This is a genomic window from Aromatoleum sp., from assembly GCF_032027225.1.
In the GTDB taxonomy this organism is placed as follows: domain Bacteria; phylum Pseudomonadota; class Gammaproteobacteria; order Burkholderiales; family Rhodocyclaceae; genus Aromatoleum.
This window is the reverse complement of record NZ_JAVSMM010000004.1, coordinates 165,170-186,471: the sequence shown is the minus strand read 5'-3', so window position 1 is coordinate 186,471 and position 21,302 is coordinate 165,170. Positions and strand designations below refer to the sequence as shown.

General features: G+C 67.7%; 21 protein-coding genes. 17 read left to right on the top strand and 4 right to left on the bottom strand.

Translation table 11 applies throughout. The features are described 5' to 3' along the window. Positions 1-191: 191 nt before the first annotated feature. From ROZ37_RS07085 to ROZ37_RS07075, 3 genes are all read right to left on the bottom strand, one after another. Positions 192-845 (bottom strand): DsbA family oxidoreductase, encoded by a 654-nt coding sequence (locus ROZ37_RS07085; RefSeq protein WP_312658522.1) that lies wholly within the window; start codon positions 843-845, stop codon positions 192-194. Positions 846-1,079: 234 nt separating this feature from the next. Next, positions 1,080-2,186, bottom strand: a complete 1,107-nt coding sequence (locus ROZ37_RS07080; RefSeq protein WP_312658521.1) for a DnaJ C-terminal domain-containing protein — start codon at positions 2,184-2,186, stop codon at positions 1,080-1,082. Between the two features lie 4 nt (positions 2,187-2,190). After that, positions 2,191-3,261: a poly(3-hydroxybutyrate) depolymerase gene (locus tag ROZ37_RS07075; RefSeq protein ID WP_312658520.1), complete on the bottom strand. Its 1,071-nt coding sequence runs from the start codon at positions 3,259-3,261 to the stop codon at positions 2,191-2,193. 432 nt (positions 3,262-3,693) lie between these two features. Here ROZ37_RS07075 and gmk point away from each other — a divergent pair, with 432 nt between their 5' ends. The 6 genes from gmk to ROZ37_RS07045 all read left to right on the top strand — a co-directional run bounded on the left by gmk (position 3,694) and on the right by ROZ37_RS07045 (position 9,854). Next, positions 3,694-4,308 carry a guanylate kinase gene (gene gmk, locus ROZ37_RS07070; protein WP_312658518.1) on the top strand — a complete coding sequence of 205 codons (615 nt, stop codon included), beginning with the start codon at positions 3,694-3,696 and terminating at the stop codon, positions 4,306-4,308. Positions 4,309-4,311: 3 nt separating this feature from the next. Then, entirely contained in the window at positions 4,312-4,527 is a 216-nt protein-coding gene (rpoZ, locus tag ROZ37_RS07065; RefSeq protein WP_312658517.1) for a DNA-directed RNA polymerase subunit omega, read from the top strand. 68 nt (positions 4,528-4,595) lie between these two features. Then, positions 4,596-6,746, top strand: a complete 2,151-nt coding sequence (locus ROZ37_RS07060; protein WP_312658516.1) for a bifunctional (p)ppGpp synthetase/guanosine-3',5'-bis(diphosphate) 3'-pyrophosphohydrolase — start codon at positions 4,596-4,598, stop codon at positions 6,744-6,746. After that, a complete protein-coding gene (locus tag ROZ37_RS07055) occupies positions 6,746-7,852 on the top strand; it encodes a GTP-binding protein (RefSeq protein ID WP_312658515.1) in 1,107 nt (368 codons plus the stop codon). Before ROZ37_RS07060 ends, ROZ37_RS07055 begins: the two co-directional genes overlap by 1 nt. A 314-nt stretch (positions 7,853-8,166) precedes the next feature. Then, complete coding sequence (locus ROZ37_RS07050; protein ID WP_312658513.1) at positions 8,167-8,355, top strand: DUF3460 family protein; 189 nt, start codon at positions 8,167-8,169, stop codon at positions 8,353-8,355. 83 nt (positions 8,356-8,438) lie between these two features. Next, complete coding sequence (locus ROZ37_RS07045) at positions 8,439-9,854, top strand: exonuclease domain-containing protein (RefSeq protein ID WP_312658511.1); 1,416 nt, start codon at positions 8,439-8,441, stop codon at positions 9,852-9,854. Between the two features lie 93 nt (positions 9,855-9,947). Here ROZ37_RS07045 and ROZ37_RS07040 read toward each other — a convergent pair whose 3' ends face one another. Then, positions 9,948-10,637: a Crp/Fnr family transcriptional regulator gene (locus ROZ37_RS07040; protein ID WP_312658509.1), complete on the bottom strand. Its 690-nt coding sequence runs from the start codon at positions 10,635-10,637 to the stop codon at positions 9,948-9,950. Between the two features lie 229 nt (positions 10,638-10,866). Between ROZ37_RS07040 and ROZ37_RS07035 the strand changes: the two genes are divergently transcribed. The 11 genes from ROZ37_RS07035 (at position 10,867) to ccmI (ending at position 20,763) form a co-directional block, all read left to right on the top strand. Further along, positions 10,867-12,786 (top strand): histidine kinase, encoded by a 1,920-nt coding sequence (locus ROZ37_RS07035; protein WP_312658508.1) that lies wholly within the window; start codon positions 10,867-10,869, stop codon positions 12,784-12,786. Next, positions 12,783-13,436: a two-component system response regulator NarL gene (gene narL, locus ROZ37_RS07030; RefSeq protein ID WP_312658507.1), complete on the top strand. Its 654-nt coding sequence runs from the start codon at positions 12,783-12,785 to the stop codon at positions 13,434-13,436. Before ROZ37_RS07035 ends, narL begins: the two co-directional genes overlap by 4 nt. Before the next feature lie 317 nt (positions 13,437-13,753). Beyond that, entirely contained in the window at positions 13,754-14,380 is a 627-nt protein-coding gene (gene ccmA / locus ROZ37_RS07025) for a cytochrome c biogenesis heme-transporting ATPase CcmA (protein ID WP_312658609.1), read from the top strand. Next, positions 14,377-15,054, top strand: a complete 678-nt coding sequence (gene ccmB, locus ROZ37_RS07020) for a heme exporter protein CcmB (protein ID WP_312658506.1) — start codon at positions 14,377-14,379, stop codon at positions 15,052-15,054. Before ccmA ends, ccmB begins: the two co-directional genes overlap by 4 nt. An 8-nt stretch (positions 15,055-15,062) precedes the next feature. Beyond that, the gene (gene ccmC, locus ROZ37_RS07015; RefSeq protein WP_312658505.1) at positions 15,063-15,827 is read left to right on the top strand and encodes a heme ABC transporter permease CcmC; all 765 of its coding nucleotides are present in this window, start codon (positions 15,063-15,065) and stop codon (positions 15,825-15,827) included. Beyond that, entirely contained in the window at positions 15,827-16,039 is a 213-nt protein-coding gene (gene ccmD, locus ROZ37_RS07010) for a heme exporter protein CcmD (protein WP_312658504.1), read from the top strand. The genes ccmC and ccmD overlap by 1 nt, the downstream gene beginning before the upstream one ends. Further along, the gene (gene ccmE, locus ROZ37_RS07005) at positions 16,036-16,488 is read left to right on the top strand and encodes a cytochrome c maturation protein CcmE (RefSeq protein WP_312658503.1); all 453 of its coding nucleotides are present in this window, start codon (positions 16,036-16,038) and stop codon (positions 16,486-16,488) included. Before ccmD ends, ccmE begins: the two co-directional genes overlap by 4 nt. Beyond that, positions 16,485-18,461, top strand: a complete 1,977-nt coding sequence (locus tag ROZ37_RS07000; RefSeq protein ID WP_312658502.1) for a heme lyase CcmF/NrfE family subunit — start codon at positions 16,485-16,487, stop codon at positions 18,459-18,461. The genes ccmE and ROZ37_RS07000 overlap by 4 nt, the downstream gene beginning before the upstream one ends. A gap of 10 nt (positions 18,462-18,471) precedes the next feature. Continuing rightward, positions 18,472-19,005 carry a DsbE family thiol:disulfide interchange protein gene (locus tag ROZ37_RS06995; RefSeq protein WP_312658501.1) on the top strand — a complete coding sequence of 178 codons (534 nt, stop codon included), beginning with the start codon at positions 18,472-18,474 and terminating at the stop codon, positions 19,003-19,005. Then, a complete protein-coding gene (locus ROZ37_RS06990; RefSeq protein ID WP_409449935.1) occupies positions 18,995-19,510 on the top strand; it encodes a cytochrome c-type biogenesis protein in 516 nt (171 codons plus the stop codon). The genes ROZ37_RS06995 and ROZ37_RS06990 overlap by 11 nt, the downstream gene beginning before the upstream one ends. Then, on the top strand, positions 19,507-20,763 hold the full coding sequence (ccmI, locus tag ROZ37_RS06985) for a c-type cytochrome biogenesis protein CcmI (protein ID WP_312658500.1): 1,257 nt from the start codon (positions 19,507-19,509) through the stop codon (positions 20,761-20,763). Before ROZ37_RS06990 ends, ccmI begins: the two co-directional genes overlap by 4 nt. Positions 20,764-21,302: the final 539 nt, after the last annotated feature.

The following is a 21,302-nucleotide window of genomic DNA, read 5'->3' as shown; positions in this document are numbered from 1 at the left end:
TGCAGGGGAGACGTCGTGGCGGTGCGGGATTTTTTGAACGCTCCCGGTCGCCGCAGGCGATGGCCGCGCACAACCCGCCACGGGTGAAGGTGTTCGATTTTTTTGAGCACTCCCGGTAGCGATCGCGGTAGGAGCGGTTTCCGCGTCGCAACCCGCCTCGTCCGCGAAGTGCGCCTCCCGGCGAGCTCCCGTTATCCGAGCGCCTGCAGGATCGCCGCGCCGAGGGCCGTCGCCGATTGTGCCCCGGACACCGCGAGCTTGCGGTTGATGATGAAAAAGGGCACCCCGCTGATCCCCTGGTTCCGGACCTGCGCGGCCATCCGTTTGACGGTTGCCGTGTCCGCATCGCTGTCGAGATAGGCGCGGACGGCGTCCTTGTTGTCGCCGGTCGCAGTGGCGATGTCGACGAGCGTGTCGACGTCGCCGATATCCCGTCCCTGCTGGAAATGCGCCGCGAACAGCGCTTCGCCGAGCGCGCCGACGCGCTGCTGCGTCTGGCCGAGCGACTGCGCGCGGTAGCTCAGCCGGTGCGCGTTCAGGGTGTTGGGTCGAGTCGCGATGCGGTCGAACGCGAAATGCAGGTCGTCGGGCGCCGCCGCTTCCGACACGCGCGCGAGCACCTCGTCGGTCTGCCGGGCGCCGCCGAACTTCGCTTCGAGGAAGGCGCGATACGGTTCGCCCGAAACCGGTGCATCCGGGTACAGGAAGAACGGCAGCCAATTGACCCGCACTTCGAGATCCGGGCGCGCCGCACGCAGCTGGTCGATCGCGCGGTTGAGGCGCACCTTGCCGAGAAAGCACCACGGGCAGACGAAGTCGGAAACAAGATCGATATCGAGAATCATCGGGAACCTGGGGAAAAAGGAGCGGAAGCGCCGCGAAGCGGCGGGAAGAGTCCGGATGGCGATTGCGGCGTCGTCGGCATCGAAGGCGGTTCGATTAGCCGGCGGGGGCACACGACGTTCGCATTCGGCCCTTCGGCGAGTTTCAGCAGCGCGCCGAAGCGCGATAGCAGGACTTCGGCGAGCGGTACCGTGCTGACGGAACGCTCCCGTCCGAATGCGAGGCCGACGCCGGTTTCAATCGTCTGCGAGCCAGCGCGCCTCCCAGTTTGCCAGATCGGGCATCGCGGCGTCGCGGTCGACGCCGAGCGCGTTCTCGATCTCTTCGAGCAAGGCGCGCAGGCGCGGCGGCGCCGCGTCCGGCATGACCGGGACGAGTCTGATGATCAGCGCCCCAGCCGTCGTGCCGTCGCGCCCGGGGAGTCCGGCGCCGCGAACTCGCAACTCGCGCGGCGTCGCGCTGCCGGGCGCGAGCTTCACGTTGCGGATGCTGCCCGGCAGCGGCACCGGCAATTCGCCGCCGAGCAGCATCCGGAATACGCTGACAGGCCGGTCCAGCAGGAGGTCGCGCCCGTCGAGCCGGTAAAGTGAATGCGGCGCGAGGACGATGGTCAGGATGAGATCGCCCGCGACGCCGCGCTCCGACGGCGCCGCGTCGCCAGCGCCGGCGACGCGGAGTTCGTCGCCCGCGACGACGCCCGCGGGAATCGTCACCGACACTCGTCGTTGCGCCCGGCGCCGGCCCGTGCCTTCGCACGCTCCGCAAGACTGCTTGCTGAGATAGCCGCGGCCTCCACAGTTGCCGCAGGAGGCGAGCCCGTTGCGGCTGCGCAGCCGCCCCGAGCCGTGACACGCCGCGCAGAGGCGCGTGTGCGTCAGTTGTTCCACACCGCTGCCGTCGCAGCACTCGCAAACCGCCGTGTCCTCGACCTCGACGGTGCGCTCGCCGCCGAGAAAGGCTTCCTCGACCGACAGCGTCAGCTCTTGATGGCGATCCCGCCCGCGCCCGTACGTGCCTTCGTCGCGCCCGGCGTCCGTCGATTTACCGGTCGATCCGCCCGCAGACCCGCGAGTCGCACCCGCGGCCGAGTCGTCGGCGGGGTGGGCGGCATCTCCGTCGCCCTCGTCGCCCTCGTCGCCCTCGTCGCCCGAGCGGTCGTCATCCGCCGCGGCGAGCCGCGCGAGAATGGCTTCGTAGGCGGCGCGCAACCGCTTGAAGTGTTCGAGCGCGGCGGGATCCGGGTTGCGGTCCGGATGCCAGCGCATCGCGAGGCGCCGGAACGCGTGCTTGACCTCGCGCTCGCCCGCGTCCGGCGGCAGGCCGAGAAGACCGTGCGAGTCCATCCGGTCAGCGGTCCACGGGCGCAGGGGTGGGCGGCTGCGCGAGCCGCTCGATCATCGCGCGCACGGTGGCGATCTGCTTGCCGTCGCGCGTCGCGTAGGCGGGGCCGGTGTAACCCCACCAGTCCCAGCAGCCGCGCGGGTTGTACACCCAGCGCCACGAGCCCCACGCGAAACCGCTGCGGGGGCGCGCCTGCGGATACAACACGATGAGCCGGTTCGCGTCGGCCCACGCGTTGTAGCCCGCGCCCTCGACGAAGCGCCGCCCGATCTGTGTTTCGGTCTGCCGGCAGCCGTGGAATGCGATGTGGACCGCGCAGCCTCCGTTCCGACAGACACGCGGCACATATGCGTAGCCGCGGTCGGCGAGGCTAAGATCGAGCGGCGCGAGCGGGGCGAACGGACGCTGGTCGAAGCTCAGCAGCTCGCCGTCGGGCGCGGGCGACCGCGGTGCGAGTGGTCCGATCAGGTGTGCCAGCAGCAAACCCGCCGCATCGATGTCGCCGCAGCGGTTGATGAACGGCGATTCGGACGTGTCACAGCTGTTCGCCTGCGGGTCGGCGATCGAGACGAAGCCGTGCGCTGCGTCGGGCACCTCGACGAAACCGACCGCTGCCGGCGGGAGCACGCGACGGTAAAAGCCGAGCAGCGCGTCGACGACGGGGCGCCGGACCGTCGCGTCGGCGCCGAGCGCGAGAATCCACGCGCGATCGCCGCGAAAGCCCGCGGGCGGGTCGATGTGTCCGGCTTGCGCTTCGGCTTCGACGCGCGCGAGCGTCGAAGCCGGGTCGGGTGGGAGCGCACCGGCTTCGGGTGCCATGCAGTTGGTCAAGGCTCGCGTGACGCTGCCTCGGGCGCAGTCGTAGGGGCCGGCCGCGATGACGCCGACGCCGTCGACGAGCGTCGAGTGCGCGACGTGGAACTGCACCGCCATGTAGCCGCCCGATGAGATGCCCGACACCGTCAAGCGACCGGCGTCCGCGGCGAGCGCGGGCAGCGGCGGCGCGTCCGCCGCAGCCGCGACGGGGGCACCGAGCGCGATCAGGACATTGAACAACAGGACAAGACGTCGGAGCATCAGGGGTATCCAGAGCGCAAAGCGGAAGCTTAGCCGAGCGCATCCGGCAACCGATAGCGGGCGCTGTAACGGCCGATTGTTTTGCCATCCTGCAAAGCTCGCGGAAGGGGCGCCCCGCGCGGTGCCGGTTCTGCGATCGGCGTCGCCTCAACAGCCGGGGTCAGGGGCGGACGTTCGCGGCGGGAGGCGAGCGCGACCGGGCGACGGGAAGCGCCCGTCGTCGGCTTCCGTGCCGACCTCGGGCGTCCTTCACCGCTTGCCGGGGTCCGCAAGCTCCGCCGCTGCGGCGCCCGCCCTCGCATCTTCCGTTGGTAATAGGCCGTGCGCGCTGGCACAATCGGAAACCCGGTGGCGAGCGGGGAGATTCGAAGCCCGCATCGGCTGCTCCGCCCTTCGGGCGATCCGTCGCCTGCCCACTCAGCACGAAGACTTATGCCCGGAACCCTGATCATCATCACCGCCCCGTCGGGGGCGGGCAAGACGACGCTGGTGCGCGGTCTGCTCGAACGCGATTTGCAGATCCAGCTGTCGGTGTCCTACACGACGCGGGAACCGCGCCCCGGCGAGGCGGACGGCTGCGATTACCACTTCGTCGACATCGCGAAATTCCGCGAACTGCGCGATCGCGGGGAGTTCCTCGAGTGGGCGGAAGTGCACGGAAACTACTACGCGACATCGAAGGTCTGGCTGAAGGAGCAGATCGCCGCGGGTCGCGACATCCTGCTCGAAATCGACTGGCAGGGCGCCCAGCAGGTGCGCAAGGCGTTTTGCGAGGCGGTCGGCGTGTTCGTCCTTCCGCCGTCGCTCGAAGAACTCGAAGCGCGCTTGCGTGGCCGCGGCACCGACAGCGACGACGTGATCGCGCGCCGGCTCCTCGGTGCCCGCGGCGAGATGCGGCATGTCGGCGAATTCGACTACGTTATACTGAACAACGAGTTGCAGTGCGCCGTGGATGATCTTGTTGCGGTCGTGCGCGCCGCTCGGCTGCGCTACGCGAACCAGCATCTGCGGCACCTGCAATATTTCGATTTTCTTGAACAGGACTGAATTATGGCGCGTATCACTATTGAAGATTGCCTCAAAAAGATTCCGAATCGCTTTCAGCTGACCCTCGCCGCGACCTACCGCGCACGCCAGATCACGATCGGTTCCGCGCCGCAGGTCGAACTCGAAAAAGGCGACAAGGACAAGCCGACCGTCATCGCGCTGCGCGAAATCGCCGCCGGCAAGGTCGGACTCGAAGTCCTGAACCGCGGGCAGGCCTGATCCCCCGTCGGGGGAGGGGAACACACGCCATGGATGCCGCCGCGGTCCCCGCCTCCGATTCGCCCCCGATGCCCGAAATCTCCTGCGGACTCGCCGAGCTCAGGGAAAAGATTTCGGCCTACCTCCGGCCCGAAGACGTCGAGCGGGTCGAGAGCGCCTACCACTTCTCGGCCCGGGCGCACGAAGGGCAATTCCGCATCAGCGGCGACCCGTACATCTCGCACCCGGTCGCGGTCGCCGACATCGTCGCCGACTGGCACCTGGATGCCCAGGCTCTGATCGCCGCCCTCCTTCACGACGTGATGGAGGACACGCACATCTCCAAGCAGGAGATCACCGACCGCTTCGGCCGCACCGCGGCCGAGCTCGTCGACGGTCTTTCCAAGCTCGACAAGATCGAATTCCGCTCCCAGGAAGAGGCGCAGGCCGAGAACTTCCGCAAGATGCTGTTCGCGATGGCGAGCGATCTGCGCGTCATCCTGATCAAGCTCGCCGACCGGCTGCACAACATGCGCACGCTGCACTGCGTGCGTCCCGCGAAGCGGCGCCGGATCGCGAACGAAACGCTCGAAATCTACGCGCCGATCGCGAACCGCCTGGGGCTGAACAACCTTTACCGCGAGCTGCAGGAGCTGTCGTTCGAGCACAAGTTCCCGCTGCGCTACCGCGTGCTGTCGCGCGCGATCAAGGCCGCTCGCGGCAACCGTCGCGAAGTCGTCGGCAAGGTCCTGAACGCGATCGAGGAGCGGCTGCCGCAGTGGGGCATCTCGGCCGAAGTGAAGGGTCGCGAGAAGCATCTCTTCTCGATCTATCGCAAGATGGCCGAGAAGCGGCTCACCTTCTCGCAAGTGCTCGACATCTACGGTTTCCGCGTCATCGTGCGCGACGTGCCGAGCTGCTACCTCGCGCTCGGCGCGCTGCATTCGATGTACAAGCCGGTGCCGGGCAAGTTCAAGGATTACCTCGCGATCCCGAAGGCCAACGGCTATCAGTCGCTGCACACGACGCTGATCGGCCCGTTCGGCACGCCGGTCGAAGTGCAGATCCGGACCGCCGAAATGCACCACATCGCCGAGAGCGGCGTCGCGTCGCACTGGCTGTACAAGGAAGACGAAAAGACGCTGTCGGAGCTGCAGCAGAAGACGCATTCGTGGCTGCAATCGCTGCTCGAGCTGCAATCGGCGTCCGGCGAGGCGACCGAGTTCCTCGAGCACGTGAAGATCGACCTCTTTCCCGGCGAGGTCTACGTCTTCACGCCGCAGGGCAAGATCCTGTCGTTGCCGAAAGGCTCGACGCCGGTCGACTTCGCCTACGCGGTGCACACCGACATCGGCAACCGCTGCGTCGCGTGCCGCGTCAACGGCGACCTGATGCCGCTGCGCACCGAACTGCGCAACGGCGACCAGGTCGAGATCATCACCGCCGCGCATGCGAATCCGAATCCGGCGTGGCTCACGTACGTGCGCACCGGCAAGGCGCGCGCACAGATCCGGCATTTCCTGAAAGGCGCGCAGCAGGAAGAGTCGGTCGCGCTCGGCGAGCGGCTGCTGAACCAGGCGCTGCGTCCCCACGGGCTGACGCTCGGGCAGATCAGCACGTTCGCGTGGGAGCGCTTCCTGGGCGAGCGCGGCGTACGCGGCAAGAAGGAAGTGTTCGCCGACATCGGCCTTGGCCGCCGCCTGCCGGCGATCGTCGCTCGTCGCGTCGCGCAGGCTCAGGACCTCGAGTCGGGGCGGCCGAACGTGATCAAGCCGAAGCCCGCCGGCGCGATCCTGATCCGCGGCAGCGAGGGCATTGCGGTGCAGCTCGCGCGCTGTTGCCAGCCGATCCCGGGCGACCCGATCATCGGCACGATCCGCAAGGGGCAGGGCCTCGAAGTGCACCTGCACGACTGCCCGGTGGTCGCGAAGCTGCGCGGCGATCGCGGCCGCTGGGTCGATGTCGAGTGGGAATCGGGCGAAGAGCGCCTCTTCGACGTGACGATCCGCGTGCTGACGAAGAACGCGCGCGGCGTGCTCGCGCGCATCGCCAGCGCGATCTCCGAAGAGGATTGCAACATCCGCAACGTCAACATGGACAGCGAACAAGGCATCTACAGCGCGATCAATCTCGTGCTGCAGGTGCATGACCGGGTGCATCTTGCCCGCGTGATGCGGGGCGTGCGCCGCGTCCCCGAAGTCGTGCGCATCGGCCGGATGAAGGCCGACACGCGCAGCTGATGGCGGACGGGCAGGGGGTCGCGCCGGCTCCGCTCGACGCGCCGGCCGACCGCCGCATCCGGGTCACGATCCTCACCGGCTTTCTCGGGGCCGGCAAGACGACGCTGCTCAACCACCTGCTGCGCGAGCCGGCGATGGCGCGCGCGGCGGTACTGATCAACGAGTTCGGCGAAGTGTCGATCGACCATCACCTCGTCGACAAGGTCGACGAAACGCTGGTCGTGCTCGACTCCGGCTGCATTTGCTGCAGCGTGCAGGGCGATCTCGTGAAAGCCTTGAAGGGCCTCTTCATGCGCGCGCTGCGCCGCGAGATCCCGGCGATCGACCGTGTGCTGATCGAGACGACCGGCCTCGCCGACCCGGCGCCGGTAATCCATACGCTGATGCGCGAGCCGTTCATCGCCGAGCGTTACCGCTGCGACGGCGTTGTCACCGCGGTCGACACCACGCTTGCCGACGGCCAGCTCGACGCGCATCGCGAAGCGGTGCGGCAGGTCGCGATGGCGGACCGGCTGCTGCTGACGAAATGCGATCTTGCTCCGATCGGGCAGCGCGCGGAGCTCTCGCGACGGCTCTCGGCGCTGAATCCCGGTGCAGCTCAGATCGAGGTCGCGGAGGGCCGAGTTGGCGTCGACGCGGTGTCGGGCTGCGGCCTCTACGACCCGGCCGGCAAGCTCCCGGACGTTGCCGCCTGGCTCGGTGACGAAGCGCTGCGCTTGCGGGCGGCGCCGTCATCGGCGTGGCGAAGGGCGGGCGGTGCGCCGGTTCCGACGTCCCGGCACGACGGCGACGTCACGAGCTTCGTCCTGCGCTTCGACGAACCGCTCGACTGGTTTGGGTTTTCCGATGGTCTCGGCCTGATCCTGCAGGTGTACGGCGCGCGCATCCTGCGCGTGAAAGGCTTGCTGAACGTCGCCGGCGACCCGCTGCCGCGTGTCGTGCAATGCGTGCAGCACGTCGCCTATCCGCCCGCGAGCCTGTCCGCCTGGCCCGACGCTGATCGCGGCAGCCGGCTGGTGTTCATCGTGCGCGACTTGCCGCGTGCCGAAGTCGAAAGCATTCTCGGGAGCTTCTGCGGACAGGCGCCGCACGGAATCGAGGGCTGAAGCGCGGGCTGCCGGCGGCGGAATGTGGTTCCGGCGCGATGTCGTGCGCTGGGAATGTCGGTTGGTGTGATCCGTCGACGAAGAGCGGTGGCGAGGCTTCTGGAGGCCGCGGATGTCGCTCTGCGCCCGCAAGACGTTTTCGGTCCAGGATGGCCGCAGGTTCGACATCGCGATCGGGCGGACCGACGCGCTCGGATGCGCCGCGTTCGATTGCGATCCGCTGCGCCCCCGACAGAACGCGACCGGAAACGGCGGCACGATTGGCGCGGGCGCCGGCGCGGCCCTACAATTGCGCCTTTCCGACGGAGCAAGCAATGGCGATCTACGAATCCGAACACACGAAATTCATTCGCGAGTGGCTGGAGAAGCATCCGCAGGAACTCGAAGAGCAGCGCAAGGGCCGCGCGCTGTGGTGGGACAAGCCGCAGGATGTCGAGGCGCAGGCACGGCTCGACGAGACGAAGGTTCCGCCGAAGGGGTATTACTACGACACGAATCACTGAGTTCGCGTCGCGCTTCGCGCGGGCGCATTTTCCCGTTTCTCTGCTGACGGACGCACCGCAGCGCGCGTCTGGCCGGTTGTCGCGTGCCGCTTCCTGATTCCCTCGTCCTGATCGACGTCGAGACGACCGGCGCGAATCCGGTGTCCGACCGCATCACTGAGATCGCGGTGCTGCGCATCGAGCGCGGCGAACTCGTCGAGCGTTGGGAGAGTCTCGTCAATCCGGGCCGGGGGATTCCACCGCTGATCCAGCGGCTGATCGGCATCACCGACGAGATGGTCGCGGCCGCGCCGACTTTCGCCGAACTCGCCGATGCGGTGCGCGCACGGCTCGCGGGCGCGGTGTTCGTCGCGCACAACGCGCGCTTCGACTACGGCTTCGTCCGCAACGAATTTTCCCGGCTCGGGCAGCAGTTCGACGCCGCGGTGCTGTGCACCGTGAAACTGTCCCGCGCGCTGTACCCGGAACATCACAAGCACGGTCTCGACGCACTGATCGCGCGCCATGGCTTCCATTGCGAAGCGCGCCACCGCGCGATGGGCGATACCGAAGTGCTGTGGCAATTCGCGCGCAAGGTCCGCGACGAATTTCCGGCCGAGGTGCTCGATCGCGCCTGCGAGCGCGCGATGAAGGCGGCGCCCCGTCCGCCCGGATTGCCCGAGGGCATTCTCGAAGGACTGCCGGACGCTCCCGGTGTCTATTCGTTCTTCGCCGAGAACGGTCAAGTGCTCTACATCGGCCGCGGCGGGAGCTTGCGCGCCCGCGTCACGGAGCATTTCTCGGCCTCGGCCGGCGGCAACAGCAAGGACGCAACGCTTGCGCGCAAGGTGCGCCGCGTCGAGTGGGAGGAGGCGGCCGGCGACCTCGCCGCTTCGCTGCTGGAAACCGCGCTCGTGCGGGCGAAGCATCCGTCGCACAACCGTGCGGCGCCGGGGCGCGAGGACGTCTTCGGACTGCGCTTCGTCCCCAACCGTCGGCGGCCGCCGATTTTCGAGCGCGTCGCGCTGACCGACACCGACCCCGCGTCGTGGCAGGACATTCACGGCGCGTTCCGCCACCGCAAGGAGGCTGACAGCGTGCTGCGCGAGCTCGCGCAGCACTACCGTCTGTGCCCGCAGCGGCTCGGGCTCGAGAGTGGCAGCAACTGCGCCTGCAGCGCGCACCTCGCCAAGCAGTGCGCTGGCGTGTGCGTCGGTCGCGAGAGCTTCGCGGCGCACGACGAGCGGCTGATCGGCGCGCTCGGTTCGATCAGGCTGCGCGCGTGGCCGTGGGCGGGAGCGGTCGTCATCGAGGAGCGCTGCGCGCATTCGGGACGCGAAGCCTTCCACCTCGTCGACCACTGGTGCGTGCTTGGCAGCGTCGAGGATCGCGGAGCGCTCGACCTGCTGGTCGCCGATCCGCCGGCGCGGCGGTTCGATCTCGACGTCTATCGCATCCTTGTGCGCTGGCTCGCGTCCGACGCGAATATCGACGCGGTGAGGCCGCTCGATCCGGCCTGATGCGGGCCCGTTGCGCCGCGGGCCCGCGCAGACGGAGCCTTCCGCTCCGCCAATGCCGACCCGCTGCGGGCGCCCGCCCAGGACAGCGGTGCGCTAGGCCGCGATCGACTGCAGTCGCTGGACGTCGGTCAGCGTGATCGAGCGGCGCCCATGCGGGAGGATGAACCCCTCGCGGCGCAGCCGGTTGAGCACGCGCGAGAACGTTTCCGGCGTCAGGTTCAGTTGCGATGCGATCGTCTGCTTGTCGCTCGAAAGGCGCACTTCGGCCGAACGTGCCCCGGGCGCCGCGTGCTGGACGAGGTAGTGCGCGACGCGCTGAGTGCTGCTGCGCTGCATGCACTGCTCCATGCCTTCGACGAGCTCGCCCATGCGCTCAGACAGCCTCGTCATCAGTGCCTCGGTCAGCGCGGGCTGCGCCGCCATCGTCTTGCGCAGCGCCGTGCGCTGGAGCGTCAGCACCGTGCTGTTGCACGTCGCCTGCGCGGCGAAGATCTGCGGCTTGTCGCTCAGAATGCTCTCTTCGCAGAACGAATCGCCGGCGCTCGCGAGCCGGATGATCTTTTCGGTCCCCGAGCTGGAGATCAGGAACAGCTTGACTTCGCCGTCGACGACGACGCTCATGCCCGACGGGCGGTCACCGCGGTTCATGAGCATCTCGCCGCGCGACACGCGCGAAGTCCGTGCGCCCTGCACCAGCACGTCGAAGGCGTCGGCGTCGAGCCGACGGAACGGTTCCATGCGCGAAAGGTTCTGGATTGCTTGCGCCTGAATTACGATCGCCATATGGGTATGCTCCTTTGGGACGTCCGCCCGGTCCAAGCGGGCCCACTGTAGCTTGTCGACACACCGAACCGCGCTCGGCGAAAGTGCGCAGGAGCATGTGGACTACCACTTCAGAGGTATCGGTGGTAGATCGTAAATAATTGATTATTGGTATTTTTCATACAGACGGAAGGTGCAGGTGGAGCGTTCGGGGAAATGGAGGTATCTCCATGAAGCGTTAGGCGGCGATATGCCATTGAGCCTGCGCGGCACGACGCGCGGTTTGTTCGGCAGAATCGCCGCGCGCAGCGTTCTCCTGATGCTCGTGCTCCCCTTCGTGGTGGTCGCGCTCGTCAGCCTTGTCGGTATCGGTGCATCCGTCGCCGTCGTCGAGACGGTGCAGGGTAGCGGTAGCGCGATCAACGCCGCGGGAAGCCTTCGCCGGCTCGTGCAGCGCGCGGGCAGCATTGCGGTCGCAAGTGCGCTCGACGGGCGGATCAGCAACGTGGAGCTCGCCGCCGCGGTCGAGGCGTTCGAGGAACGGCTCGATGATGAAGTGCTGCGCGCCCAGGTCGAACGCTCGCCCGAAAGCCTCTTTTCGTCGACTTACCGCGGGGTCGAGGCCGACTGGCGCGCGAGGATGAGGCCGCGGCTGCTCGGCGCACGAGCAGGCGGCGGCGCGGGTGACGCGGAGCATTACAGCGGGCTCCTGGCCGACGTCGACGCGTTCGCGGCGCAGATCGACACGCTCGTCTCGGTGCTCGAGCACGACGCAGAGGCCGGGATCGAGCGCTTGCGCGCGACGCTCGGCGTTGCGATGGCGCTCGTGACCACCTGCATGCTCGGTGCGTTGTACGCGCTGCGCCGCCGCGTGTTCCTGCCGTTGCGCGACCTGCGCGCGAGTGCGGTGCGGGTCGCGCACGGCGACGACGCGGCGCGCAGCACGAACGTCAGCGCCGATGAGCTCGGCCAGGTGGCGGCGGCGTTCAATGCAATGGCCGACCGGCTGTCCAACGCGAACCGCGAACTCGAACGCCGCGTCGAGGAAAAGACCGCGGACCTGACGCGCAGCAACAAGTCGCTCGAGCTGCTCTATCACGTGATCTCGCGGCTCTATCACGCGCCGGCGAGCTCCGAAACGTATGCCTCCACGCTGAAGGATCTCGAACAGCTGCTCGGGCTCGACGGCAGCTTCGTGTGCATGCTGCCGAAACACGGCGGCCCGGGCGAGACGCTGTTCTCCAGCATCGGCGAGTGCGGCAGCCGCCAGACGAGCGGCGACGCGTGCCTGAACTGTCCCGGCCGGGAGTCGCCGTGGAGCTATCGCAGAGAGCCGGGTCGCGACGTGCTGCTGGTCCCGCTGCGCGACGCGGAGCATCTGTACGGGATGATGCGGCTCGCGCTGCCGCCGGGCGCGCGGCTGCAGGAGTGGCAGCACACCCTGCTCGAGGCGGTGTCCCGCCACATGGGTGTCGCGCTCGGGATTTCGCATCAGAGCGAGCGCAAGCGCCTGCTGGCGCTGCAGGAGGAGCGGTCGATCATCGCGCGCGAACTCCACGATTCGCTCGCGCAATCGCTGACCTACATGAAGATCCAGGCGAGCTTGCTATCGCCTGCGCTGACCACGGCCCACCAGCGCGAAGAGGCGGTGGCCATCCTCGGGGACCTGCGCGAGGGGATCAACGCCGCATACCGCCAGTTGCGCGAACTGCTGTCGACCTTTCGTCTGCGGATCGAAGGCGATTTTGCCGGCCTTCTCGGCAGCACGATCGAAGAATACGCCAGCCGAAGTGGCCTCCCGATCGACCTCGAGATTCGCCTCTCGGGCTGCCACCTGAACCCGAACCAGGAGATCCACGTGCTGCACATCGTCCGCGAGGCGCTTTCCAACGCGACGCGCCACGCGCAGGCCCGGCGCATCCGGGTCGAGCTGCTTTCGTCGCCCGGCGGCGAAATCAGTGTCGTCGTCGAGGACGACGGCAGGGGCATCCCGCCACTGCCGGTCGTCGAGCCGCACCATTACGGCCTCACGATCATGGGCGAGCGGGCGCGCGGCCTAGGCGGGGCGCTCGAGGTCGGGCAGCGTGACGGCGGCGGTGCGCGCATCGTCGTGCGCTTCGCGACCCGTGGGGGGCAGGAGGCGCCAACGGCCGGTGCGGAGGCGAGATGATCGAGTCCCCGCAAACCGTCGTCATCGTCGATGACCATCCGCTGTTCCGCAAGGGACTGATCCAGCTGCTGCGCACCGTGCCCGGCTTCCGTCTCGTCGCCGAAGCGGCCGACGGCAAGGACGGCATGGCGCGCATCCTGCACCTGCGGCCGGACCTGCTGCTCCTCGATCTGAACATGAAGGACATGTCCGGTCTCGACGTGCTGAAGCTCGTCCGCCAGGCCGATCTCGACACGCGCGTCGTCGTGATCACCGTGTCGGATGCGGCCGAGGACCTAGTCGCGGTGCTGCGCGCCGGCGCCGACGGCTACCTGCTGAAGGACATGGAGCCGGAGGAAATGGTCGAGGCGCTGCGCGCGGCGGCGGCGGGGAAGATCGTCGTATCGGAAGCACTGACGCATCTGATGGCGGCGGCGCTGCGCCAGGAGCGCCGGCCGGAGACGCCGGCCGAGGCCGGGTTGACCGAGCAGGAGCAGCGCATCCTCGACAAGATCGCTGCCGGCCTGTCGAACAAGCTGATCGCGCGCGAACTCAACATCGCCGAAGGCACTGTCAAGGTCCACGTCAAGCACCTGCTGCGCAAGCTCAATTTCCGCTCCCGCGTCGAGGCCGCCGTGTGGGCGGTGTCCAATCCGCGCAACGAGCGGTGAGGCCGCGCGCCACCACGTCCGCTCGAGCACTCTTGCAGCGCCGTGTCCGCCTGTCGTCCCCCGTGTCCGCGTTCTCGTTCCGATTCCGCGTCGGCGCTCGTGTGTCCGCTGGCGACGACACGGCAATGCATTCGTCGTTGCCTGTCGAGGAAATCCGCCTCGCGTGCGACTCCGTCCGGCGGAAGGCTTCGGAAACGGGGTCGAAGCAGGACAGCTCGCGCGCCCCGACCGTATGCGTCCGCCAAGCGCTCAATCGTGGTTTTCCACAGTCACGCCGCGCCCCCCGAGCCGGTCCGTCTGTGGTTAAATCCACGCCCATGCTTTATGCCGAAGATCTCGCCTGTCTGAAAGGTGACCGCCTATTGTTTCGTGGCCTCTCCCTCAAGATGGTGCCCGGTGAGCTTTTGAGGATCGCCGGACCGAACGGCTTCGGCAAGACCAGCCTGCTGCGCATCCTGTGCGGGCTCGCCCACGCGGAAGCAGGCGAAATCCGCTGGAACGACCGTCCGATCGGCAGCGACCGCGAGGCCTTCCACCGCTCGCTGCTCTACCTCGGCCACGCGCCGGCGCTGAACGACCTCCTGACGCCGCTCGAAAACCTCCGCTTCGCATGTGCCTCTGCCGGAGACGACGTCGACGAGGATCGCTGCGTGGACGCGCTGGTGCGCATCGGGCTCGCGCAGCAGCTCGATCTGCCTGCCCGTGTGCTGTCTCAAGGGCAGCGGCGGCGGGTCGGACTCGCACGGCTCTTTCTTGGCATCCGCCGGACCTTGTGGGTGCTCGACGAACCCTTCACCGCACTCGACGTCGCCGCCGTCGCCGATCTTGCAATGACGCTTTCAGACCACTGTGACGCGGGCGGGATGGTCATCCTGACGACGCACCAGGACGCCCCTTTCGCCAAGCCGCCTCGCGTGCTCGATCTCGCCGAGGTGGCCGTTTGAGTCGCGCGCTCGGTCCTTTCGGTGCTGTACTGCGCCGCGATCTGCTGCTCGCCTGGCGCGGCCGGGCCGACGTGCTCGTCACCCTCGCGTTCTTCGTCGTCGTCGTGTGCCTCTTCCCGTTCGGGGTCGGCGCCGAAACGAACCAGCTGCGTTCGATCGCGCCGGGCGTCCTGTGGGTTGCCGCGCTGCTCGCTACCCTGCTGTCGCTGCACCGGCTGTTCGCGCAGGACCACGCCGACGGCACGCTCGAACAGCTTCTGCTGTCGCCCGAGCCGACGGTGCTGTGGGTCGTCGCGAAGATCCTCGCGCACTGGATTGCGACCGGGCTGCCGCTTGTCCTCGTCGCGCCCGCGCTCGCGATGCTGTTCGACGTCGACCAGGGCGCGCTCGGCATCCTGATCCTGTCGCTGACGCTCGGGACGCCGATCCTGGCATTGCTCGGAGCCGTCGGGGCGGCCCTGACGCTCGGGCTGCGAGGAGGTGGCATGTTACTTGCTCTTTTGGTTTTGCCGTTGTTCGTGCCGGTGCTGATTTTCGGAGCCGGGGCGGTCGATGCCCATCTCTCGGGAACCGGCGCCGACGCCCACATCCTGCTGCTCGGCGGCGGACTCCTCGGTGCACTGGCACTCGCGCCGATCGCGTGCGCGGCGGCCCTCAGAATCGCAGTCGATTGATCGAAGCCATGACCAGACCAGAACGAGGCAAGAGCCTGTTTCGTTTCGCCGCTCCCCAGTTGTTCTATCCGCTCGCCGGCAAGCTCGCGCCGTGGTTCGCAGCGGTTGCGGCGATCTTCACGATTGCCGGGCTGTGGCTCGGCTTCTTCGTCGCGCCGACCGACGCGCAGCAGGGCGAGGTGTATCGCGTGATCTTCATCCACGTGCCCGCCGCGTGGATGTCGATGTTCGTCTACCTGATCATGGCCTTCTGGTCCGCGGTCGGCCTCGTGATGAATACGCGCTTGTCCTTCCTGATGGCGCGCGCCCTCGCGCCGACCGGTGCGATGTTCTGCATCCTCGCGCTCGTCACGGGTTCGCTGTGGGGCAAGCCGACGTGGGGCGCCTACTGGGTTTGGGACGCACGCCTGACGTCGCAACTGCTGCTGCTCTTCCTCTACCTCGGGTACATCGCGCTGACGCAGGCGATCGAGGATCCGCGCCGGGCCGACCGCGCCGGCGCCATCATTGCGCTGGTCGGCGCCGTCAACGTCCCGATCATCTATTTCTCGGTCAAGTGGTGGAACACGCTGCATCAGGGGGCGTCGGTGAGCCTGACGAAAGCCCCGTCGATGGCGGCGACCATGCTCGCCGGCATGTTCGTGATGGCGCTCGCGTCGTGGGCCTACACGATTGCGATCACGCTGTGGCGCGTGCGCCCGCTGATTCTCGAACGTGAGCGGCACACCGACTGGGTGGGCGCGGAGCTGAATGCGCTGGAGGGCAAGGTCTGATGCAATGGGAGTCGTGGAGTGCCTTCTGGCAGATGGGCGGAGCCGCCCCCTTCGTTTGGGGTAGCTACGGACTTACCGTATTTCTCGTAGTCGTGGAACTGATCATGGTCGCGCGCCGTCGTAGAGAGACCGTGCGGCGACTGCTGCGGCTTCGTCGCGCCAGCGCGAATGGCCGAAGCGGGCGGCAAGTTTTTGAGGAGATCGTTGAATGAAACCCCGTAGCAAACGTCTGGTGCTGCTCGGCGGTGCGGTCGCGCTGCTCGTCGGCGCCGTGGCGCTCGTGCTGTCCGCCTTCCAGCAGAACCTGGTGTTCTTCCACACGCCGACCGAAGTTGCCGCCGGCAAGGCGCCGGTCGGCAAGACGTTCCGCATCGGCGGAATGGTAGAGACCGGCTCGGTCCGCCGCGAGGCGGACGGCGTCACGGTCCGGTTCGCGATTACCGATACTGCGAAAGCCATTCCCGTTTCCTACAAAGGCTCGCTGCCCGACCTCTTCAGCGAAGGCAAGGGCGCGGTGGTGCAGGGAACGCTCGGGCCTGACGGTCAGTTCCGGGCGTCCGAAGTTCTCGCCAAGCACGACGAGAACTACATGCCCCCGGAAGCGCAGCACGCGGTCGACCAGGCGCAGGCACAGAAAGCGGCTGAGACGGTGCAACAATGATTCCCGAACTCGGCCACTTTTCCCTGATTCTCGCGCTGATCCTGTCGCTGGTGCAGGCGATCGTCCCGATGATCGGTGCGAACCGCAACCGGCTCGCGCTGATGGCGGTGGGGCGCCCGGCGGCGCAAGGACAGTTCCTGTTCATCGCATTCGCGTTCGGTTGTCTGACCTGGGCCTTCATCACGAGCGACTTTTCGCTGCAGCTCGCGGCCGTCAATTCGCACACCGACACGCCGCTGATCTACAAGATCACCGGCGTCTGGGGCAACCATGAGGGCTCGCTGCTGCTGTGGGCGCTGTCGCTGTCGCTGTGGACCGTCGCCGTCACGGTGTTCAGCCGCAACCTGCCCGAGCCGTTCATGGCGCGAGTGCTCGGAGTGCTCGGCTGGATCAGCGCAGGCTTCCTGTCCTTCACCCTGGTCACGTCCAACCCGTTCGAGCGGCTGATTCCGGCCGTCGCCGAAGGGCGCGACCTGAACCCCCTGCTGCAGGATCCGGGCATGATCATCCACCCGCCGCTGCTCTACATGGGCTACGTCGGGTTTTCGGTCGCGTTCGCGTTCGCAATCGCCGCGCTGCTCAGCGGCAGGATGGACGCCGCCTGGGCGCGCTGGTCGCGACCATGGACGACGGTCGCCTGGGTGTTCCTCACCGCCGGCATCACCGTCGGATCGGGCTGGGCGTATTACGAGCTCGGCTGGGGCGGCTGGTGGTTCTGGGATCCGGTCGAAAACGCGTCCTTCATGCCCTGGCTGCTCGGCACCGCCCTCGTTCATTCGCTCGCGGTGACGGAAAAGCGCGGCGCGTTCCGCAGCTGGACGATCCTGCTCGCGATCAGCGCGTTCTCGCTGTCGCTGCTCGGCACCTTCCTCGTCCGCTCCGGCGTCATCACGTCGGTGCATGCGTTCGCGACCGATCCGCGGCGCGGCCTCTTCATCCTGGCGCTGCTGGTCCTCGTGATCGGCATCTCGCTCGCGCTGTTCGCGTGGCGTGCGCCGAAGCTCGCCGGCGGGGGCAGCTTCGGCCTCGTTTCGCGCGATTCGACGCTGCTCGGCAACAACGTGCTGCTCGCCGTCGCGACGGGTTCGGTGCTGCTCGGCACCCTCTACCCGATGTTTCTGGATGCGCTCGGGCTCGGCAAGATTTCGGTCGGCCCGCCGTACTTCGAAGCGGTGTTCGTGCCGCTGATGGCGCCGGTCGTCGCGCTGATGGTCATCGGCCCGTTCGTCCGGTGGAAAGGGGACGACGTGAAGCGCGTGCTGCGACTCCTCGCGCCGGCAATCGTTGCCAGTCTCGTCCTCGGAGTCGGCATCGCGTTCGCGATCGGGCACGTCACCGTCCGTACCGTGCTTGGTCTGACGCTCGCCGCGTGGGTGCTGCTCGGCAGCGCGAAGTTGCTCGCGACCCGGTTCGCCGAGCGGCGAGGGGCTGACGTCGGCACGACGCTGCGTGGCATTCCGGCCGCGTGGTGGGGCATGTGGCTGGCGCACCTGGGCATCGGCGTATTCATCATCGGCGTCACGATGGTGAACAGTCTCAACGAGCGCGTAGACGTCAAGATGCACGCGGGCGACAGCGCACACCTGGCCGGCTACACCTTCAAGTTCGTCGGAGTCGCCGACGCAGCGGGGGCGAACTACGACGCGGCGCGCGCGACGATCGAGGTGACTCGCGGCGACGTCGCCGTGGCAACGCTCACGCCGGAGAAGCGCGTATATGTCGCGCAGCAGATGCCGATGACGGAAGCGGCAATCGACATCGGGCCGTTCCGCGACATTTACGTGAACCTCGGCGACCAGCTCGAGGACGGGGCGTGGGTGGTCGGCCTTTTCTACAAACCTTTCATCAGCTGGGTGTGGCTGGGTTGTCTCCTGATGGGGATCGGAGGTGTTTTCGCCGCGTCGGATCGCCGCTATCGGCGGCTGGCCCAGCGCGAGGCCGCTGCCGCGGTTGCGGCCCGTCAGACGACATGAGTGATCGACCATGAAAGCGAAGTTTCTCGTTCCCCTTGCGCTCTTCCTCGTGCTCGTGGGCTTCCTCGGCTACGGCCTGACCCTGAACCCGCGCGAGGTGCCGTCGCCGCTCGTCGACAAGCCCGCGCCGGAGTTCCGGCTCGCGACGCTCGCGGCGCCGGACACCGAGATTGGTCTCGCCGACATGCGCGGCCAGGTCTGGTTGCTGAACGTCTGGGCGTCGTGGTGTGTGTCTTGCCGGCAGGAGCATCCGGTCCTCATGCAGTTCGCGCGCGACAACGTCGTGCCGCTCGTCGGCCTCAACTACAAGGATACGCGGCCGGAAGCGCTCGGCTGGCTCAAGGAACACGGTGATCCCTACAGTGTTTCCGTCGTCGATGCGGACGGTCGAGTCGGTATCGATTTCGGCGTGTATGGCGTGCCGGAGACTTTCCTGATCGATCGCGAAGGCGTGGTCCGTTACAAGCATATCGGGCCCGTCACGCCCGAGGCAGTTCGCGACGTGTTGCTGCCGAAGATTGCGGAGTTGTCGCGTGCGAGCTGAAGTCCTGAAGCGTTCCGTCCGTTCCGCATTTTCCGCGGTTCTGTTCCTGGTTGCGGTTTCGGGCCCCGCGCTGGCGGCGGAAGCCGAACCGCTGGCGAACGATCCCGTGCTCGAGCAACGGGTCATGGACCTGTCGCACAAGCTGCGCTGCCTGGTGTGCCAGAACCAGACGATCGCGGAATCGAACGCGCCGCTCGCGATCGACCTGCGCAATCAGGTCCGCGAGCAGTTCGCCGCCGGCAAGAGCGAGGAGGCCGTCGTCGATTACCTCGTCGCGCGTTACGGCGACTTCGTGCTCTATCTTCCGCCGTTCAAGGGGATCACCCTCTTGTTGTGGCTCGGGCCGGCGTTGCTGTTGGTCGCGGGCACCGGTTGGCTGGCGTGGAGGCTGCGCTCCCGCGCGAAGGAAGCCCAGTCCGCCCCGCATCTGACCCAGGACGAGCGCGCCCGCGCCAGCGCCCTGCTTAGCGGCACACCGAATTCCTCCGAGGAGCCCCGTTCGTGATTCCCTTTTTGATTCTGGCCACCGTGCTGGTGGCCGGTGCGCTGCTGCTTGTCGTTCCCCCGATGATCGGGGCGGGGGGCCGTGCGCGTGAAGATGCGAAGCGTCAGCGTCAGGCTGAAACCGTTCTGGTCGTGTTGCGCGAGCAGCTCGGCGAACTCGATGCAGAACGCGCCGCCGGGAATATCGGCGAAGCCGAATACCAGCGTTCGCGCGAGGAGCTCGAACTTCGCGCGCTCGAGGAAGGACGGGCGGCCGAGGGCGGCGCCGACCTGCGCCCCGCGCGCAAGTGGGCGTTTGCCTTGATCGCGGCGGTTCCGGTGGCGGCAGCTGCGGTCTACCTGATGCTCGGCGAGCCGCGTGGCCTCGACCCGGTCGCGGTCGCCAAGGAGGAGAGCCACCAGATCACTCCCGAGCAAATGACGATGCTGGTCGCCCAGCTCGCCGAACGGCTCGAACGGCAGCCCGAGGACGTCCAGGGCTGGCTGATGCTCGGCCGTTCCTTCTCGATGATGAAGGACTTCGAAGGGGCGGCCGCAACCTGGCGCAAGATCGGTCCCAAGGTTCCGGACGACGCCGATGTGCTCGCGGACTGGGCCGACCTTCTCGCCGTTGCGGCGGGACGCAGCTTCGACGGCGACCCGGAACGGATGGTGCAGCGGGCGCTCGAGATTGATCCGAACCACGTGAAGGCGCTCGCCCTTGCGGGGACCGCGGCCTTCCACCGTGCCGACTACGCAGGGGCGTCGGCGTACTGGGAACGGATTCTCGCGAAGCTGAGCCCTGATGAGCCGGCGTATCAGGGCATCCTCGGCAGCATCAACGAAGCGCGTGCGAAGGGCGGCATGACGCTGCTCGACGCGCCGCAAGCTGCTGCCGGTGCTGGTGCTGGTGCCGATGCCGGTGGTTCCGTTGCACCTTCGGCGCTGACCGTCAGCGGCACCGTGAGCATTTCGCCGCAACTTGCGGCGCAGGCGGGGCCGGACGACGCCGTGTTCGTCTTCGCCCGTCCGGCGCAAGGCGGCATTCCGCTCGCCGCGCTGCGGCTGCGCGCGGGCGATCTTCCCGCCACGTTCAGCTTCGCCAACGCGGAGCGTATGTCCCAAGGGCCGCTCCCGGCGCAAATCAGCGTCGGCGCCCGCTTGTCGAAGCAGGGCAATGCGACTCCGCAGGCCGGTGATCTGGAAGGCCCCCCGATTACTGCCGCGCCCGACCAATCCTCCGTTGAAATCGTGATCGACCGGGTCCGCAATTAACGCGGCAACCGGTAACGCCGGGCCTCTGCCGGGAAGCGCGCGGAGGTCCGGGCTTTAACCAGGAATCCGTGCCGCGACGAGCGGGGTAGGCGACTCCTGGACGAAGGGCGGCGTGCGGGTTGCGCCCGACGTCGCGCACCACCCGAATCGAATCCGCCGCGGCCGATCGCGCCGTCGCGGCGCTGCGCCAGTTCCTGATCGAACGGGTTCTTGTCACGACCGGGCCTTCGTTGTAGCGCACGGTCCGCGGGCGGACACGAAAGTCACAAGAGCTTGCGCTGACGAGCCTCAGCGCGGGGACGGGTGACACGTCGTGCCCGCCCGAAGGCGAAGTGCGCACACAAGATGCGTTTGCGCCGATCGCGGTGGGGTGAGATCGGCGTCGGGATGAGCAGTACGCGATACGAGGGCGCTGCGTCAGCCCCCCCTGCCCCAGCCCGGCCCTTCATCCTCGCGGCCCGTGTCGTCCCTGGCAGCGCATGTGGAATCACGCGTGAGACAAAAAAACGGGAGCGGCTGTTCGCCCCTCCCGTTCGTGT